General features: G+C 64.8%; 14 protein-coding genes and 1 pseudogene. 5 read left to right on the forward strand and 10 right to left on the reverse strand.

Features of this window, described 5'->3' with window-relative positions; all coding sequences use genetic code 11:
* Together Q0L57_RS23430 and Q0L57_RS23435 are read left to right on the forward strand one after the other, a co-directional pair.
* Positions 1-1,364, forward strand: a pseudogene (locus Q0L57_RS23430) (bifunctional [glutamine synthetase] adenylyltransferase/[glutamine synthetase]-adenylyl-L-tyrosine phosphorylase); the annotation flags it as partial.
* A complete protein-coding gene (locus Q0L57_RS23435) occupies positions 1,361-1,831 on the forward strand; it encodes a hypothetical protein (protein WP_296745433.1) in 471 nt (156 codons plus the stop codon). The pseudogene Q0L57_RS23430 and the gene Q0L57_RS23435, both read left to right, overlap by 4 nt.
* Positions 1,832-1,886: 55 nt before the next feature.
* On the opposite strand, the gene Q0L57_RS23440 is transcribed toward Q0L57_RS23435, so the two are convergent.
* The 4 genes from Q0L57_RS23440 to pepN form a co-directional block, all read right to left on the reverse strand.
* Complete coding sequence (locus Q0L57_RS23440; RefSeq protein ID WP_296745435.1) at positions 1,887-2,324, reverse strand: hypothetical protein; 438 nt, start codon at positions 2,322-2,324, stop codon at positions 1,887-1,889.
* Complete coding sequence (locus Q0L57_RS23445) at positions 2,321-2,581, reverse strand: type II toxin-antitoxin system prevent-host-death family antitoxin (RefSeq protein ID WP_296745436.1); 261 nt, start codon at positions 2,579-2,581, stop codon at positions 2,321-2,323. The genes Q0L57_RS23440 and Q0L57_RS23445 overlap by 4 nt, the downstream gene beginning before the upstream one ends.
* 72 nt (positions 2,582-2,653) lie before the next feature.
* Positions 2,654-4,975, reverse strand: coding sequence for a PAS domain-containing sensor histidine kinase (locus tag Q0L57_RS23450; RefSeq protein ID WP_296745437.1), 2,322 nt, complete (start codon positions 4,973-4,975; stop codon positions 2,654-2,656).
* A 290-nt stretch (positions 4,976-5,265) separates the two neighbouring features.
* Entirely contained in the window at positions 5,266-7,911 is a 2,646-nt protein-coding gene (pepN, locus tag Q0L57_RS23455; RefSeq protein WP_296745438.1) for an aminopeptidase N, read from the reverse strand.
* Positions 7,912-8,171: 260 nt separating this feature from the next.
* Here pepN and Q0L57_RS23460 point away from each other — a divergent pair, with 260 nt between their 5' ends.
* Positions 8,172-9,149, forward strand: a complete 978-nt coding sequence (locus Q0L57_RS23460; RefSeq protein ID WP_296745439.1) for a DMT family transporter — start codon at positions 8,172-8,174, stop codon at positions 9,147-9,149.
* Positions 9,150-9,151: 2 nt separating this feature from the next.
* Here the strand turns inward: Q0L57_RS23460 and Q0L57_RS23465 are convergent, their stop codons facing one another.
* The 4 genes from Q0L57_RS23465 to Q0L57_RS23480 form a co-directional block, all read right to left on the reverse strand.
* Positions 9,152-9,964: a helix-turn-helix transcriptional regulator gene (locus Q0L57_RS23465; RefSeq protein WP_296745440.1), complete on the reverse strand. Its 813-nt coding sequence runs from the start codon at positions 9,962-9,964 to the stop codon at positions 9,152-9,154.
* Positions 9,965-10,175: 211 nt separating this feature from the next.
* Complete coding sequence (locus tag Q0L57_RS23470; protein WP_296745441.1) at positions 10,176-11,078, reverse strand: uracil-DNA glycosylase family protein; 903 nt, start codon at positions 11,076-11,078, stop codon at positions 10,176-10,178.
* Positions 11,079-11,227: 149 nt separating this feature from the next.
* Positions 11,228-11,869 carry a hypothetical protein gene (locus Q0L57_RS23475; RefSeq protein ID WP_296745443.1) on the reverse strand — a complete coding sequence of 214 codons (642 nt, stop codon included), beginning with the start codon at positions 11,867-11,869 and terminating at the stop codon, positions 11,228-11,230.
* Positions 11,870-11,947: 78 nt separating this feature from the next.
* A complete protein-coding gene (locus Q0L57_RS23480; protein ID WP_296745444.1) occupies positions 11,948-12,586 on the reverse strand; it encodes a hypothetical protein in 639 nt (212 codons plus the stop codon).
* A 251-nt stretch (positions 12,587-12,837) separates the two neighbouring features.
* On the opposite strand from Q0L57_RS23480, the gene Q0L57_RS23485 reads away from it, so the two are divergent.
* Both Q0L57_RS23485 and Q0L57_RS23490 read left to right on the forward strand, forming a co-directional pair.
* Positions 12,838-14,517, forward strand: a complete 1,680-nt coding sequence (locus Q0L57_RS23485) for an electron transfer flavoprotein-ubiquinone oxidoreductase (RefSeq protein ID WP_296745445.1) — start codon at positions 12,838-12,840, stop codon at positions 14,515-14,517.
* A gap of 95 nt (positions 14,518-14,612) precedes the next feature.
* Positions 14,613-15,212, forward strand: a complete 600-nt coding sequence (locus tag Q0L57_RS23490) for a DUF922 domain-containing protein (protein ID WP_296745446.1) — start codon at positions 14,613-14,615, stop codon at positions 15,210-15,212.
* A 7-nt stretch (positions 15,213-15,219) separates the two neighbouring features.
* Here Q0L57_RS23490 and Q0L57_RS23495 read toward each other — a convergent pair whose 3' ends face one another.
* Both Q0L57_RS23495 and Q0L57_RS23500 read right to left on the reverse strand, forming a co-directional pair.
* Positions 15,220-16,230: an endonuclease/exonuclease/phosphatase family protein gene (locus tag Q0L57_RS23495; protein ID WP_296745448.1), complete on the reverse strand. Its 1,011-nt coding sequence runs from the start codon at positions 16,228-16,230 to the stop codon at positions 15,220-15,222.
* A gap of 138 nt (positions 16,231-16,368) precedes the next feature.
* On the reverse strand, positions 16,369-17,012 hold a 644-nt coding region (locus Q0L57_RS23500), incomplete at its 5' end, for an AMP nucleosidase (protein WP_296745447.1).

Here is a 17,012-nt window from a genome sequence, read left to right on the forward strand (position 1 = left end):
CGCTGATGCGCTTCGACGAGTTCCTCGCCGGCCTGCCGGCGGGCATCCAGCTTTTCTCGCTCCTGCAGTCCAATCCGGCGCTGCTCAAGCTGATGGCGACGATCATGGGCGCCGCGCCCCGGCTGGCCGCCATCATCACCCGCCGACCGCATGTCTTCGACGGGCTGCTCGATCCGGCCTTGCTCACGGAACTGCCGAGCAGGGCCTATCTTTCGGCGCGGCTTGCCGCCTTCATCGAGGGCGATCGCGCCTATGAAGATGTGCTCGACCGGCTGCGCATCTTTGCCTCCGAGCAGAAGTTCCTGATAGGCGTTCGCCTGCTTGCCGGCTCGATCGATCCGGCGCGCGCCGGCCGCGCCTTTTCCGATCTCGCCGATCTCACCATCGAGGCGGCGCTCAACGCGGTGACGGCCGAGTTCGCGCTGCGCCACGGCAGGATCGCCGGGGGCAGGGTGGCGCTGCTCGGCATGGGCAAGCTCGGCAGCCGTGAGCTCACCGCCGGCTCCGACGTCGACCTCATCCTGCTCTACGACCACTCGGACGCCGAAGACTCCGACGGCGAAAAGCCGCTGGCGCCTTCGCACTATTACACGCGCATGACGCAGCGGCTGATCGCTGCCGTCTCGGCGCCGACGGCCGAAGGCGTGCTCTACGAACTCGACCTGCGCCTGCGTCCCTCGGGCAACAAGGGGCCGGTCGCCACCCATGTCGACGCCTTCAAGAAGTACCAGCGCCAGGATGCCTGGACCTGGGAGCACATGGCGCTGTCCAGAGCGCGCGCCATCGGCGGCGATGCCGAGCTGTGCGCCGAGATCGAGGACGAGGTGGCGGCGGTGCTGGCGCAGCCGCGCGACGGCGCCAAGGTCAGGACGGAAGCCTCGGAGATGCGGGCGCTGATCGAGGAGGAGAAGCCGCCGCGCGACCTCTGGGACATCAAGCTGATCCCGGGCGGGCTCATCGACCTGGAATTCATCGCCCAGGTGGCGGTGATCACCGGCAATCTGGAGCCCGGCAGGCGCGCGACGGCGACGGCGGATGTGCTTGCGCGACTGGCGCCAGGCTTCGTGGCCACCGATATCCGGCAGGAGCTTTGCGATGCCTATCGGCTTTATCTGGCGCTGACGCAGATGATCAGGCTCTGCCTCACGGGCGAGTTCCAGCGCGATGATGTTCCGCCTGGGCTTTCGGATCTGCTTCTGGCGGTCACCGACCTCCCGGATTTCGGTGTGCTGGAAGCGCACCTCAAGGAGACGTCGCTGAAGGTCAGGAAGGATTTCGACCTTCTGCTTCGTGCGGGAAGGCCGCGGCGCGCGGCTGGTCCCGGTCGCATCGGGGGTGACGATGCAACAGGAGAAGACCAATGAGAAAATCCACCACGCTTGCGATTGCCTTCATGGCATTGGCCGGCGCCGTCGGCAGCGCCGCCTATGCCGAAAACAACGACGGCGGCCTGCGGGACGGCATAATGATGCGCTTGGACAAGGCGATGAAGGACTCGGGCGGCACGATCACCTTTGACCAGTTCTCCAGCACCATGGATACGCGGCTGAAGAAACTCGTCGCCGACAATGGCGGCAAGCTGACGGTCGCCCAGCTTGCGGACGCGCTGGAAAAGGCGCGCTACGAGCGCATCGCCGAACGCATCATCTCCCGCTACGATTCGAGAGGCGACGGCACGCTGACGGCCGACGACATCACCAGTCGGGAGAAGAAGCTCTTCGCCCTGCTCGACAAGAACAATGACGGCAAGATCGAGCAGAACGAACTGCCGAAGACGGACCGCTTCGGCCACGATCGCCAGTGGGGCGGCAACGACGACAATATGCAATGAGAAAGCGTCTCGGGGCTTCGGCGGCAACGCCGGCGGAGCCCATCGGATCGCCTCCCTATTCGGTCCGTCTGATCCGGTGAAGCGCGCGACGCGCATGAGCCTGCAGGATTCGGTCGCGCAAATATCCATAAAAGCGCGGCGGCAACATTCCATAGTGGAAGCGGGCGGGCGTGCTGCCGGGGATGGGCCGGAGATCCGGGCCCGGCCAAAGGAAGTCGTTGGTTTCGCTGACCACGACCCATGATGGCATCTCGTCAAGGCCGAGGTAGGCCTTGAGCGGGGCTGGCAATTCTATGCCATCAGCAGGATCGGCCGGGGCCGAATGCGTGATCGGAACCACCGTCACGACCTCGCGACCCTCTACGATCCGACGTGCGGCGACAATGGCACAGGGCCGGTTCTTGCGACCGTCCTCCGCGCCGCCTTTGTGTTCTTGCGCCCATAGATAGGAATAGGAAATCACCAAGCCGGGTACCGGCTTCGGCAGGCTCACGGCGTCCAGTCTTTGAGCATTGTGTCAAGCTCGTCGAACTCGGATGGAACCGCGCTTGCGGCGATGGCCTTCAACGTTTCATCGTCGAGGTCTTCCACGGGCCGGGAGACCTTTCCCTTGACCAGGACTTCGAACATTGCCGCCGACAGCAGCACCGTATGGGTCCGGCCATTCTTGGTTATAGCGACGGGCGCTCGCTGGGCGGCGTCCTGAAAGCGTCCGACATTCTGTTGGAATTCCGTCGATGTTATGCGCATTTGTAGGTCACCTCTCTATCCAAAATAGATAAAGTAGATAACTTTTTCAAGAATAGTCTCCGCCTCGATTCCTCAAGCCGCGGCCTTCACAGAGGGCGGCGACTTCTTCAGCGGGATGCGCACCGATACGATCGTGCCCGTGCCTTCGGTCGAACGGATCTTCAGCGCGCCGCCCTGTAGTTCCGCCAGCGAGCGCGAGATCGCGAGGCCGAGCCCCGAGCCTGTGTGGTTCTTCGAGAACTGGTTCTGCACCTGTTCGAAAGGCCGCCCGAGCTTGCCGAGCGCCGCCTTCGGTATGCCGCAGCCATTGTCCTCGATGGTAAGCACCAGCGCGCCGGACGCGTTGCGGGCGCGGACCGTGATCTTGCCGCCCTGTCCGGTGAACTTGACCGCGTTGGACAAGAGGTTGATGGCAATCTGCTTGATCGCGCGGCGATCTGCGTAGAGCCGCATCGCATCGGCGATGCGTGTTTCCACGGTTATCGACTTCTCCGCCGCCTGAAGCGAGATGACACGCACCGTCTCCTTGATCAGCGGGCAGAGGTCGATCTCCTCGCGATCGAGCGAGAACTGGCCGGCCTCGATCTTCGACATGTCGAGAATGTCATTGATGACGCCAAGCAGGTATTTGCCGCTGCCGTTGATGTCGCTGGCATATTCCTCGTAGCGCTCCGAGCCCAACGGCCCGAAGAGACCCTGCTGCATCAGCTCGGAGAAGCCGATGATGGCGTTGAGCGGCGTACGCAGCTCATGCGACATGTTGGCCAGGAACTCCGACTTCGCCCGGTTGGCGGCCTCGGCGCGCTCGGTTTCCTTCATGTATTTGTGGTTGAGCTCGACCAGTTCCTTGGCGCGCTCCTCCTCCGCGCGGCGGGCGAGGCTGAGGTCGTGGATCGTCGCCATCAGCCGCCTCTCGCTGTCGACCAGCTTCTCCTGGTGCAGCTTGATCTGGGTGATGTCGGAGCCGACGGAAACGACGCCGCCGTCCCTGGTCCGCAATTCGTTCACCTGCAGCCAGCGGCCGTCGCCAAGCTGGCGCTCCAGCGTCACGCCGCCATGCGGTCCGTTGGCGTTGGCCAGCCTGCGCTCCGAGGCAAAGGCGAGCATGCGCTCCTCGAGCGAGGTTCGCGTGGCGCCGGGCATCACGTCGCGGTCGGTCAGGCCGTTGTCCTTCTGGAATTTCGAATTGCACATGATCAGCCGCTCTGTGGCGTCCCACAGCACGAAGGATTCGTTGATGTTCTCGATCGCGGTCCTCAACCGCATGTCGGCCGCTTCCGAACGCAGCGCCAGGTGCCGCTGCTCGGTGACGTCGACGGCGATGCCGATCAGCTGGATTTCCGGCGCCTCGGGGTCGATCACCTGCGCACGTGCACGCATCCACACCCATTGCCCGTCGGCATGGCGCATGCGGAACACTTGGTCGATATGGTCGATCTCGCGCTCGACGATGCGGTTGGCGAGCTCGAAGAGATCGCCGTCGTCGGGGTGGATGATCTCGTCGACCTCGCCGAACGACAGCATCGTATCGCAGGGCTCGTAGCCCAGCATGTCGTACATCGAGCGCGACCAGTACATCTTGCCGCGCACCATGTCCCAGTCCCAGAGGCCGCAGCGGCCGCGCACCAGCGCCATGTCGATGCGCTGATGCGCCTCGAGATAGATGCGGTCGGCGGCCTTGGCGCGCGCCGCCTGGCCGAAATAGGCATAGAGTATGACGATGAGCACGCCGGCCGTCAGCACGAACAGCGTGACGTTGAGCGAGACCATCTTGCGCCAGGCGTCGAACACCGCTTCCTGCGGCACCAGAACGGCGGCGGCGAATTTGCGGTCGCCGGAAAGGCTGACGGCCGCATACCATTCCTGTCCGCCGATGCTGACATCCATGACGCCGGCGCGGTCGCCGAACATGAACAGCGGCTGGCCGCCAAGCACCAGGCCGTCCAGCGTGCGGCCTTGCCAGCCTGTCGACAACGGCGAGACCGCGGTGATCTTGAAGGCGCCGTCGGTGATGGCCAGCACATGGCTGCGGCCCATGGCGCCCTGGCGGGCGGTGCTTTCGAGCAGGTCCATGGCGTTGGCGCCGGCCACATTCGGGTCGGCGGTGATCGCCTGCGCCATCTGGCCGGCGGCCAGCGCCAGCACCGCCTTGGCGTCGCGCTCGATCTGGTCACGTTCGTTCATCAGCGACAGGAAACGCAGCGCCGCTATGACGACGAGGAAGATGATGATCAGCGCCGGGATCGACCGGCGCAGGAACGGCTCCGCCGCCAGCAGCCGCTGGTAGGCCGGTTCGGCGATCAGTCGCGCATTGCCGGCAAGCCCATCGCCCCTTGCCTCGCGACGCGCAAAAGCCTTCCCTCCGGGCGCGCCCCACGCGTCCGCCTTGGCCATAAATGGCACTCCCCGATTTGCCGCATTTACGATCCGGCTACGCCGCACGTCCGAATCGCCATTAAAGAATCAAAGGTGATTCGCCTTGTCCAGTGGCGCGGGCGAAAAAGATTAAAAGTTGATTGAAATTCGACCTTTTCCCTTCTCCCCTTGTGGGAGAAGGTGGCCGCGAAGCGGCCGGATGAGGGGTGCTCCAGGGAACACCGACGCCTCATTTCCTCCAACACCCTCATCCGTCTCGGCGCTGCGCGCCGATCCACCTTCTCCCACAAGGGGAGAAGGAGAGCGCGCTACGCCAGCGTCCGTTCCACGATATCGCGCAAGTCCGCCGACAGGTTCTCCGCATTCGCCATCGTAAGGAGCGCCTGCTTGGCCTTGGCCTGTCGCCCGGGCTCCAGTGCGCGCCAGGACCGCAGCGCCGTCGCCAGCCGCGCCGCCACCTGCGGGTTGCGCTTCTCGACCTCCAGCACGGTCTCGGCGAAGAAGCGGTAGCCTTCGCCGTCGGCGCGGTGGAAACCTGTCGGGTTGGCGCTGGAGAAGGTGCCGATCAGCGAGCGGACCCGGTTGGGATTGGCGATCGAGAAGGCCGGATGGCCGGTCAAGGCGCGCACAATGTCGATGGTGTGCGGACCGGGGACGCCTGCCTGGATCTGGAACCATTTGTCGAGCACCAGCGCATCGCCGCGATATTTCGCTTCGAAACCTGCCAGCGCCTCTCGCGCCTGCGCCAAGCCGGCATGGCGGTGCGCCAAAACGGTCAGCGCCGCCGCGCGGTCGGTCATGTTGGTGGCCGATTGGAAATGCCGCGCCGCGACCGCGACGCCTTCAGGCAGCAGCGAGAGATAATCGAGCAGGATGTTGCGCAACGCGCGTCGTCCGGCGCTTGCGGCGTCGGGGCTGAACGGACCCTGGTCGGCAAGGCTGTCATACAACGCCGTAAAGGCCTCCCGGTTCGCGGTGGCGATCGTGCGCGCCAATGCCTCGCGGGCGGCAAAGATCGCGTCAGGGTCGATGCCCTTGCCGATGTCGCGGGCAATGTCGGCCTCGCCGGGAAGCGACAGCGCCAGCGCCCGATAGGCGGGCTCAAGCGCCGCGTCGCCGGCGATCCTGCCCGCAAGCTCGGCAAGGCGTGGCGCAAAGGACGGTTCCTTGCCGCCAAGCACCTGGCGGAAAGCCGCGATCAGCGCGTCGGTGAGCAGCGTGTTGAACGCCTGCCAGCGGGCGAAGGCGTCGCTGTCATGCGCGGCGAGGAAGAACTGGTCGTCCGCCTTCTGCTGCACCGAAAGCGTGATCGGCGCCGAGAAGCCGTGGTTGAGCGATACCGAGGGCCGTTCGGCGACGCCCGTGAAGCGCACCGTGTGCCGGCGCTTGCGCACATGGATGACGCCGTCCTCGACGGCCGCACCTTCGACGCCTGCCCAAGCGATGGGCTTGCCGTCGGGCCCGACCAGGCCGAAGGCCAGCGGGATGTGCATCAGCCGCTTGCGGCTTTCCGAAGGCGTCGGCGGCACCGATTGCTCGATCTCCAGGGTGAATTCCTTCGCCGGCGCATTATACGCCGAGCTCACCGTCAGGTTCGGCGTGCCGGCCTGGTGGTACCAGAGCGCGAATTGCGCGAGGTCTCGTCCTGAGACATCCTCGAAGACCTTCAGGAAATCCTCGATCGTCGCGGCCTCGCCGTCATGCCGCTCGAAATAGAGGTCCATGCCGGCTCGGAAGGCCTCCGGCCCGAGGATGGTGCGGATCATGCGCACCACTTCAGAGCCCTTCTCGTAGACGGTCGCCGTGTAGAAGTTGTTGATCTCGCGGTAGCGGCGCGGCCGCACCGGATGCGCCAGCGGGCCCTGGTCTTCCGGGAACTGATGCGCGCGCAGCGTGCGCACCTCGGCGATGCGCTTGACGCCTCGGGAGCGCTGGTCGGCGGAGAATTCGTGATCGCGGTAAACCGTCAGCCCTTCCTTCAGGCAGAGCTGGAACCAGTCGCGGCAAGTGATTCTGTTGCCGGTCCAATTGTGGAAATACTCATGCGCGATGATCGCCTCGATATTGGCGAAATCGGCGTCCGTCGCCGTCTCCTCGTCGGCCAGCACATATTTGTCGTTGAAGATGTTGAGGCCCTTGTTCTCCATCGCGCCCATGTTGAAGTCGGACACGGCGACGATGTTGAAGACGTCGAGGTCATATTCGCGGCCGAACTTCTCCTCGTCCCATTTCATCGAGCGCTTCAGCGCATCCATGGCATAGCCGGCGAGCCGCTCCTTGCCGGGCTCGACATAGATGCCGAGCTCGACCTCGCGTCCCGACATTGTGGTGAAGTTGTCGGCGACCTTGCCGAGCCCGCCGGCCACCAGCGCGAACAGGTAGGAGGGTTTCGGGAACGGGTCGTGCCAGACGGCATAGTGCCGGCCGCCGGCAAGCGCGCCGCTTTCCACCGGATTGCCGTTGGAGAGCAGCAGCGGCGCCTCGTCCTTGCTGGCTTCGATGCGCACCGTGTAGACCGACAGGATGTCAGGCCGGTCGAGGAAATAGGTGATGCGCCGAAAGCCTTCCGCCTCGCACTGCGTGCAATAGACATTGCTGGAACGGTAGAGGCCCATTAGCGCCTCGTTGCGCGCCGGCGCGATCTCGGTCTCGATGCGAAGCTCGAAACGCGAAGCCGCCGGCGGCTTCGCGATCGTCAACTGGTCCGGCGTGGCCAGATAGTCGGCGGCGGAAAGAGCATGCCCGTCCACGGCCACGCCAAGCAGCGTCAGCCCGTCGCCGTCCAGCACCAACGGCGCCGAGGCCGCGACACCCTCGCGGCGTTCGATGGTCAGCACCGCGCTGACACGGGTGGCGTCAGGCGAGAGGCGGAAATCGAGATTGGTCTTCGGAATGAGGTAGTCGCTGGGGCGGTAGTCTTCGAGCTTGAAGACATGGCCGGTATCGGTGCGCATTCCGGTGTTTATCCTGTCGATTTCTGGTGGCCGGCAGGTCCTGCCGCTCCGAAGATTCTGAAGTCCGCGCTCTTTACACGAAAACGCTCACTCGACAAAACCAAGCCGGATCTATTACCGGGCGTCGTTTTCCGCCCGCTATTCGGGGCAAGATGACCATCGTCGCATTTGAAATTTGGCACGGCCGCGACCGTGCGTGTCGAGTTGGGGCCACTCCACGCCGGGCTCCCGGCTGTGTCGGACCGGGACGCCTCGCAAAGGTGAGCGGCGCGGCTGAAGCAAAAGGCGAAGCGGCCGGCGATAAGTCCGGTGATCACAGCACGCTGAGGGGCATTGCGCTGAAGATCGTCTCGGTGGCGGTCTTCGTCGCCATGCAGACCTGCATCAAGGCAGCCGGCGACGTGCCCGCGGGCCAGATCGTCTTCTTCCGCTCCTTCTTCGCTATCTTCCCGATCGTCGCCTTCCTCGCCTTCAAGGGGCAACTGGCCACAGCCTTCACCACGAAACGGCCATTCAACCATATCGCGCGCGGCGTCGTCGGCGTCGGCGCCATGGGTCTCGGCTTCTTCGCGCTGACCAGGCTGCCGCTACCCGAGGCGATCACGCTGAACTACGCCCAGCCGCTGCTTGTGGTGGTGTTCTCCTCGATATTCCTCGGCGAAGCGATCCGCGTCTATCGCTGGAGCGCGGTCGCCGTCGGTCTCGTCGGCGTGCTGATCATCTCTTGGCCCGAATTGACGCTGCTGCGCTCTGGCGCTGCGCTCGACGACCAGGAGGTCCTGGGCGTGATCGCCGTCCTGGTCGCGGCGGCGGTCTCGGCCGTCGCCATGCTTCTGGTGCGCAATCTCGTGCAGACCGAGAAGACCGCGACCATCGTGCTCTGGTTCTCGGTGACGGCGACCGTGCTCTCGTTGCTGACGCTGCCCTTCGGCTGGCAGATGCTGACGCCGATGCAGGCGGCGCTGCTCGTGCTGGCCGGCTTCTGCGGCGGGCTCGGCCAGATCCTGATGACGGCGGCCTATCGCCATGCGGAGGCATCCGTCGTGGCGCCCTTCGAATACACCTCGATGATCCTCGGCGTCGTCGTCGGCTATTCCGTCTTCGGCGACGTGACATCGCTTAATACGCTCATCGGCGGCGTCATCGTCGTCGCCGCCGGCATCTTCATCATCTGGCGCGAACGGCAACTGGGCCTCGAGCGCACGCGCACCCGTAAGGCCACGTCGCCGCAGGGGTGAGGCTACGAACTCGCGGCCCGCTCCTTCGCCAGCCGCACGAGTGCCGCCCGCGTCTGCTCGTCGGCCGGAAAGAAGGATTCGATCGCCAGTTCCGACAGCGTGACGTCGAGCGGCGTGCCGAAGACGGTGATCGTGCTGATGAAGGACAGCACCTGATCCCCATGCGCCAACCTGAGCGGATGCACGATGCCGCTCGGTTCGACCGGCGCCGGCCGGCTGCTCTTCAGTCCGGAGGGGTAGCCGCGCAATTCCCGCTCAAGCTCGATCAGCACCGGATCGCCGGCGGCATCGTTCTGGTGCTTCAGGCGTTCCAGCAGGTGCGCGCGCCACTCGGCGAGGTTGACGATGCGCGGCGCGACGCCGCCGGGATGCAGGCTGAGCCTGAGCACATTGACCGGCGGCTGGAGCAACGCGGGCTCAGCGACATCCGCCAGGAACGGACCGATCGCTGCGTTCGCCGAGACCAGGTTCCAGTGCCGGTCCACCGCCAGCGCCGGAAAAGGCTCATGGCCCTTGAGCACCGTCTCGACGGCAGCCATGGCCGGTGCCAGCGACTTATCGGAGAGGGGCCTTTCGCTGAAGTTCGGCGCAAATCCCGCGGCAAGCAGAAGCTGGTTGCGCTGGCGCAGCGGGATCGAGAGCTGCTCGGCCAGATGCAGCACCATGTCCCGCGATGGCTGCGCGCGGCCGCTTTCCACGAAGGACAGATGCCGCTGCGAGATATCGGCTTCCACGGCGAGATCGAGCTGGCTCATGCGGCGCCGCGTGCGCCATTCGCGGATGAGACTGCCGGCGGAGGGTTCGGATGTAGTCATGCGGGATGAGTAGGGCGGGGCGGGCCGCGATTCAATTACCTGCGAGGTTATAGCTCCACCTTCTCCCCTTGTGGGAGAAGGTGTCGCCGAAAGGCGACGGATGAGGGGTGTTCCAGGGAACGCCAGCGTCTCACTCCGCTGGAACACCCTCATCCGTCTCGGCGCTGCGCGCCGATCCACCTTCTCCCACAAGGGGAGAAGGGAAGGGCGCTCAGCTAATCGCCCTCAACTTGGCCTTCACCTCTAGGAAGTCCCGCCAGGCCAGCTTCTTGTGCGCCGGCGTTCTCAGCAGATACGCCGGATGCAGCGTCGGCATTGCCGGAATGACCGTGCCTGCCGCCGTCGTATGGACCCGCCAGTTGCCGCGCAGGCGCAAGATGCCGTCGGTCGTGTTGAGCAGGGTCTTGGCGGAAGGTCCGCCAAGATTGACCAGCACTTTGGGATTGACCAGTTCGATCTGCCTTTCGATGAATGGGCGGCAGATTTCGGTCTCGTGCGGGGTCGGCGTGCGGTTGCCGGGCGGCCGCCAAGGGATGACGTTGGCGATATAGGCCGAACTACGGTCGAGGCCGATCGCCGCCAGCATGCGGTCGAGCAACCGGCCGGAGCGGCCGACGAAAGGCAGGCCTTCCAGGTCCTCGTCGCGGCCCGGCGCCTCGCCCACCAGCATGAGGTCGGCCTTCGGGTTGCCGTCGGCGAAGACGAGGTTCTTGGCGGTGAATTTGAGATTGCAGCCTTCGAAGGCGGCCATGTGCTGTCGGAGCTCGTCGAGCGTCGCGGCGCTCGCCGCCAGTTGCCGCGCGAGCAGGGCCTGCGCTTCGTCGGGCACCGCGGCGGCCATCGGCCGGGCCGGCGCGTCTGGTATGCTGCTTACGTCCAGCCCGGGTGCCGGCGGCGAAGGCTCCGCTGTCCTGCCTGCGTCGGGCACGGCTGCCGGTCGCGCCTCCAGCCTTGTTTCGCGGGCTGGCGCCGGCGCGCGTTCGGCCGGCCTTGGCCGCGCCTCCGCGAACCGGTTGACCGGCGCGTCCTCCAGCGCCTCGTCCGCGCCCGCGCTGGCATAGAAGGCGAGCAACTCGGCGACATCGATAGGGGTGTTGGGGGAAGCGGCAGTCATGTCGCCACCATCGTCCGCGCGGCTTCGATTTGCAAGTTTGGACACCTTCTCGGGCGGGTCGCCATTTCACGGAAACGCCGAACCGCTCTATCTTATTGTCAGGCGCAATTCCGGACGGAAAACCGTTTCACATTTTTCCTGGAATTGCTCTAGCTGGTCGGGATGCGCGGCTCCTGCACCAGCCAGAACTGCCACTTCGGCGTAAAGTCGGTGATGCGGAAAGTGAAGCTGGCGGTCTCGAGGGGATCGACCTTGCCCTTCATGAAGGACAGCCGGTCGTAAGGTGACAATTCGCGATAATACTCAGCGAAGCCGCGGGACCAGATGTAGTCCGGCGTCTTGTTGGCCTGGTCGAAGGACAATCCATCGTCATCGGTGCTCGGCTCGCCGAGGATGGACTGCAGCTCGAACTGGAATTCAATCCAGCCTTGCCCCCCATTGTTGAGCGCGTCGATGCGCATGTACATCATGCCGTTGGCGAACTCGCCCGGCACGCCGAATGGCTGGATCGGCTTGACGGCGCGGATGGTCAGCGTCACCGGCGTTGCCGAATTGAACTCCTCGGTGACGACGAACGGGTCGTCCTTGGTGCCGATGCCGGACGCGCCGGTGATGTGGAAGCCGCCGAGTTCGTCTGAAAAGGCGTAGGCCCCGGCGATCCACACCTTGTGCGGGTCGGCACGGGCGTCCACCGAGGTCAGCGAGAGGAACAAAAGAACCGCACCGCGGAAATGCCCGCGTGTGAAGAAAAGGCGCTGCACTGAAAAGCCGGGTAGCCTGAGAGTGCGCATGAACAATTATTGCCGATATGCAAGCCGTCGAACAATTGAAAAAAGCATCGGCGGAAGACTTGACCTCACGGAATGGGGTCACCCGGTCGGGACGCGCGGATCCTGCACCAGATAGAACGTCCAGCGCGGCGTGTAGTCCGTCATCAGGAAATCGAAGGTTGCCGTCTTCAGCGGGTCGATCTTGCCGTTCTTGAACAGCAGCCGGTCATAGGGCTCGAACTGGCGGTCGAAATCGGCGAAACTGCTCGACCGGATGTTGTCGGGCGCCTTGTTGCGTTGGTCGAAGGACAGGCCGTCGCCGAACACGCTCGGCTGGTCGAGGATTTCCTGCAGCTCGAACTGGAACTCCACCCAGGGCAGGGCACTGTTGTTCAGCACGTCGATGCGCATGTACATGATGCCATTGGCGAATTCGCCGGCCTTGCCGAAGGCCTCGATTGGCCTGGTGGTGCGGATGGTCAGCGTCACCGGCGTCGCCGAATTCAGCTCCTCGGTGACGATGAGCGGGTCTTCCCTGGTGCCGATTCCAGAGACGCCGGTGATGCGGAAGCCGCCGAGCTCGTCGGAGAACGAATAGGCGCCGGTTGCCCAAACCTTCTGCGAGTCGGCGCCGGCCGGCGTCATGGACAAGAGGAGCGGAAGAGCCGCGCCACGGAGCAGGCCGGGCGTGAAGAGAAAGCGCTTCAATGAAAAGCCGGATGGCTCGAGAGTGCGCATGGCCTCAAGTATTGCCGATAAGCAAGCCGTCGAACAATTAAAAACGCGCGTGGGTCGGCTAAGCTTCCCATCGATTTGCCGTGGCGGATGCTTCGCCCCGCCGCGCAGAATGGGCTTTCGGTCCATGAAACCCGCGACTTTTTGTCGAAATCGGCGTTGTCACGTCAGCGCCGGTTTCGCGTCGCTAATTGTTGCGCTATGCAGCGCGTGAGCCAGCAGAATACGAGAAATGGCAAGCCAGTGAGGGGTCGATGAGCGAAGTCGAACGCGAGAGCATGGAATTCGATGTGGTGATCGTCGGCGCCGGTCCCGCCGGGCTTGCCGCCGCGATCCGCCTGAAGCAGCTCAATCCCGACCTTTCGGTCGTCGTCCTGGAGAAGGGCGGCGAGGTCGGCGCCCATATCCTTTCGGGCGCTGTCGTCGATCCGATCGGCATCGACCGCCTGCTACCAGGCTGGCGCGAAGAGGATGGCCATCCCTTCAAGACGCCGGTGACGGCGGATCATTTCCTGGTGCTCGGGCCAGCCGGCTCGTTCCGCCTGCCCAACATGCTGATGCCGCCGCTGATGAACAATCACGGCAACTACATCGTCTCGCTCGGCAATGTCTGTCGCTGGCTGGCGACCAAGGCCGAGGCGCTTGGTGTCGAGATCTATCCGGGTTTCGCCGCAGCCAGCCTCGTCTACAACGATGCCGGCGCCGTCACCGGCGTCATCACCGGCGACATGGGTGTCGAGAAGGACGGAACGCACGGCCCGTCTTACGCGCCTGGCATGGCGCTGATGGGCAAGTATGTGCTGATAGGCGAGGGCGCGCGCGGCTCTTTGGCCAAGCAGCTGATCGCCAAGTACCAGCTCGCCGAAGGCCGCGAGCCGGCCAAGTTCGGCATCGGCCTGAAGGAGCTGTGGCAGGTCAAGCCGGAGAACCACAAACCTGGGCTGGTGCAGCACTCCTTCGGCTGGCCGCTGGACCTGAAGACCGGTGGCGGCTCCTTCCTCTACCATCTGGAGGACAACCAGGTGGCGGTCGGCTTCGTCGTCCACCTCAACTACAAGAACCCGTACCTCTCGCCCTTCGAGGAATTCCAGCGCTTCAAGACGCATCCGGCCATCGCCGGCACCTTCGAGGGCGCCAAGCGCATCGGCTACGGCGCGCGCGCCATCACCGAGGGCGGCTGGCAGTCGGTGCCGAAGCTCTCCTTCCCGGGCGGCGTGCTGATGGGCTGCTCGGCGGGCTTCGTCAACGTGCCGCGCATCAAGGGTTCGCACAATGCGGTGCTCTCCGGCATGCTGGCGGCCGAGCATGCGGCCGAGGCGATTGCCGCCGGACGCGCCAATGATGAGCTCGCTTCCTATGAAGAAGCCTGGCGCGGCAGCGACATCGGCAAGGACCTGAAGAAGGTGCGCAACGTCAAGCCGCTCTGGTCGCGCTTCGGCACTGTCGTCGGCGTTGGCATCGGCGGTCTCGACATGTGGCTGAACACGCTGTTCGGCTTCTCGCCTTTCGGCACGCTGAAGCACGGCAAGGCCGATTACGCGGCGCTGGAGCCGGCATCGAAGCATCAGAAGATCGCCTATCCGAAGCCGGACGGCGTATTGACCTTCGACCGGCTCTCCTCGGTGTTCCTGTCCAACACCAACCATGAGGAAAATGAGCCGGTGCATCTGATCGTCGGCGACATGGCGCTGCAGCAGCGCTCCGAGCACGACGTCTTCGCCGGGCCTTCGACGCGCTACTGCCCGGCCGGCGTCTATGAGTGGGTGGACAAGGATGGCAACGCCGCCTCCGACCCCGCTGCCAAGGATGTGCGCTTCGTCATCAACGCGCAGAACTGCGTCCACTGCAAGACCTGCGATATCAAGGATCCGAACCAGAATATCAACTGGGTTCCGCCGCAGGGCGGTGAAGGACCGGTCTACCAGGGCATGTGAGGGGCATCCAAGCGCGGGTGTCCCGCCTGACGGCGAAGCCCGTTGATGCCTTGCGCCGAGTGTGGTCTGCTTGGCTTCCGACCAAGGAGGCCGACATGCGCCTGATGAGCTTGACGACGCTTGCCGTGGCCGGCTTGCTGTCCTGCGTATCGATCACCTTCGCCGGAACGACTGTCACCGTCCATGTGCGCACCTATGACGTTGCCGGGAAGACTGGCGCGGAACTGATCGAGTCGATGGACGGGGTGGGGCCGAAGCACGGCTTCACCACGCGCGCCATCGCCGAAACGGGCTACACCGTGCATTGGGATCTCGATGTGGCGAGAGCCGATGGCGTCTGCCGGCTGCGTGGTGCGCAAGGCAAGATCGACCTGACCTATACCTTCCCGAACCGTACTTCTCCGGCAGGTCCAGCGCTAAGCCGCCGGTGGGATCGTTTCATGGCCGGTGTACGGCAGCACGAGCACACCCATGGCCGCATCGCGATGCGCATGATGCGGGCGACGCAGACCGCGCTCGCCGGCCTGCAGCAGCCGGGCACTTGGTTCTGCTTGGGCCTTCATCGTGAAGCCAAGCGGCGCATCGACGCGATCTATGCCGAGTACGAGGCGAAGCAGAACGCATTCGACGTGCGCGAGCATCGCCCAGGCGGCCATGTCGAGCATCTGGTAGATGCGCTGACCGGAAAGAACTGAGAGGCACTCAGCCGCGGGGCCCGGAAACCGGGCCGCTTGAAGCCAGCCCCGACGCATGCCCATCCTCCGGATCCTTGTCGTCGGGCCGCAGCGTGAACTCCACCAGAACCGGCAGATGATCCGATCCGGTGTCCTCGAGCCGTGTCGATGACAGGATCGTCACGCCGCCCTTGCTGAACACCTGGTCGATCGGCAGACCGGCAAAGCGCCGCAGGAAGTCCGGCAGCTTTCTGTGCAGCCATGTCGGACCGGCCGAGGGCATGACGGTCAGGCCGCCGAGCGAGGCGACGCGCCGCACCGCGGCGCTCCATGGGACCGCGTTGCAGTCGCCGGCCACGATCGCCGTCTCGCCGAGCGTGGAAAGCGGCTCCGCCAGCTCGCCGATCTGCCAGTACTGCTCGCGCGGCCAGGGCCAGCTGAGATGGATTGCGGCGACATCGACGCCAATGCCGCCGAAATCGACCGTGGCGGTCGCCATCGCGCCACGTGGATCGCACTGCGGATCGGTGCCCGCAGCGAACGGCCGGCGCGAGAGCAGCGCGACGCCGAATACGCCGTTCGGATAGGGGCAGAGGATCCGGTAGGGATAGGCGCTTTTGATGTAGCCCAGTTCGGTCGCCCACATCGCGGACACCTCATCGAGGGTGATCACGTCGGGATTGGTGCGGCCGATCAGCGACAGCACCTTCTTGGGCGTCGGATTGTCGAAGCGCAGGTTCATCTGCAGCAGGCTGTAGACGATCCGGTCGGCGGGCTTGGCGACCGCCGGCCGCGGCCATAGCCTGGGCAGCGCCTGCGTCGTTGTGACGAAGCTGGCGATGGCGAACAGCAGCGCTGCGACGGCCTGCAGCCGGTAGGAAGTGGCGAGCAGCGGCAGCGCCAGCAGCGCCGTGAGCACGCTGAGATGCATGCGGAAATGCGAGAAGGAATCGAAGGCCGGATGCAGCGCGCCGAAGAACCCGGCCAGAAGCGCTGCCGAGCATGCCATCGTCGCCAGGAATGCCAGCCCAGCCGTCATGTTCGAGCGCGCGCCGCCTGTTGTCATCCCGGTCGTGATCTGCCGAATGCCGCCGGCAATCCCTTCCTGCTTATCGGCCAATTCGGGGTACGGGCAAGATGAAGAATTGCCACGCTGGTGCTCGCGGCTGCCGCCAGGTCACTGGAAAGCCGTTTCGGAAAAGCTCCTGAGCTTGCGCGAGTGCAGCCGCTCCATCGGCATTTCGGCCAGCTTCTCCATCGCCCTGATGCCGATGGTGAGATGCTGTGCCACCTGTCGCTTGTAGAATTCCGTCGCCATTCCGGGCAGCTTCAACTCGCCATGCAGCGGCTTGTCGGAGACGCACAGCAGCGTGCCGTAGGGGACGCGGAAGCGGAAGCCGTTGGCGGCGATGGTGGCCGATTCCATGTCCAGCGCGATGGCGCGTGACTGCGACAGGCGCTGCACCGGCCCGCGTTGGTCGCGCAGTTCCCAGTTTCGGTTGTCGATGGTGGCGACGGTGCCGGTGCGCATGATGCGCTTCAAGTCATAGCCGGAAAGTCCGGTCACCTCGGCCACCGCTTCCTGCAGTGCCACCTGGATCTCGGCCAGCGGCGGGATCGGCACCCAGACCGGCAGGTCGTCGTCCAGCACGTGGTCCTCGCGCACATAGGCGTGCGCGAGCACGTAGTCGCCGAGCGCCTGCGTGTTGCGCAGGCCGGCGCAGTGGCCGAGCATGACCCAGGCATGCGGCCTCAGCACAGCGATATGGTCGGTGATCGTCTTGGCGTTGGACGGGCCGACGCCGATATTGACCATGGTGA

The organism is Mesorhizobium sp. (assembly GCF_024509055.1).
Classification (GTDB): Bacteria; Pseudomonadota; Alphaproteobacteria; order Rhizobiales; family Rhizobiaceae; genus Mesorhizobium.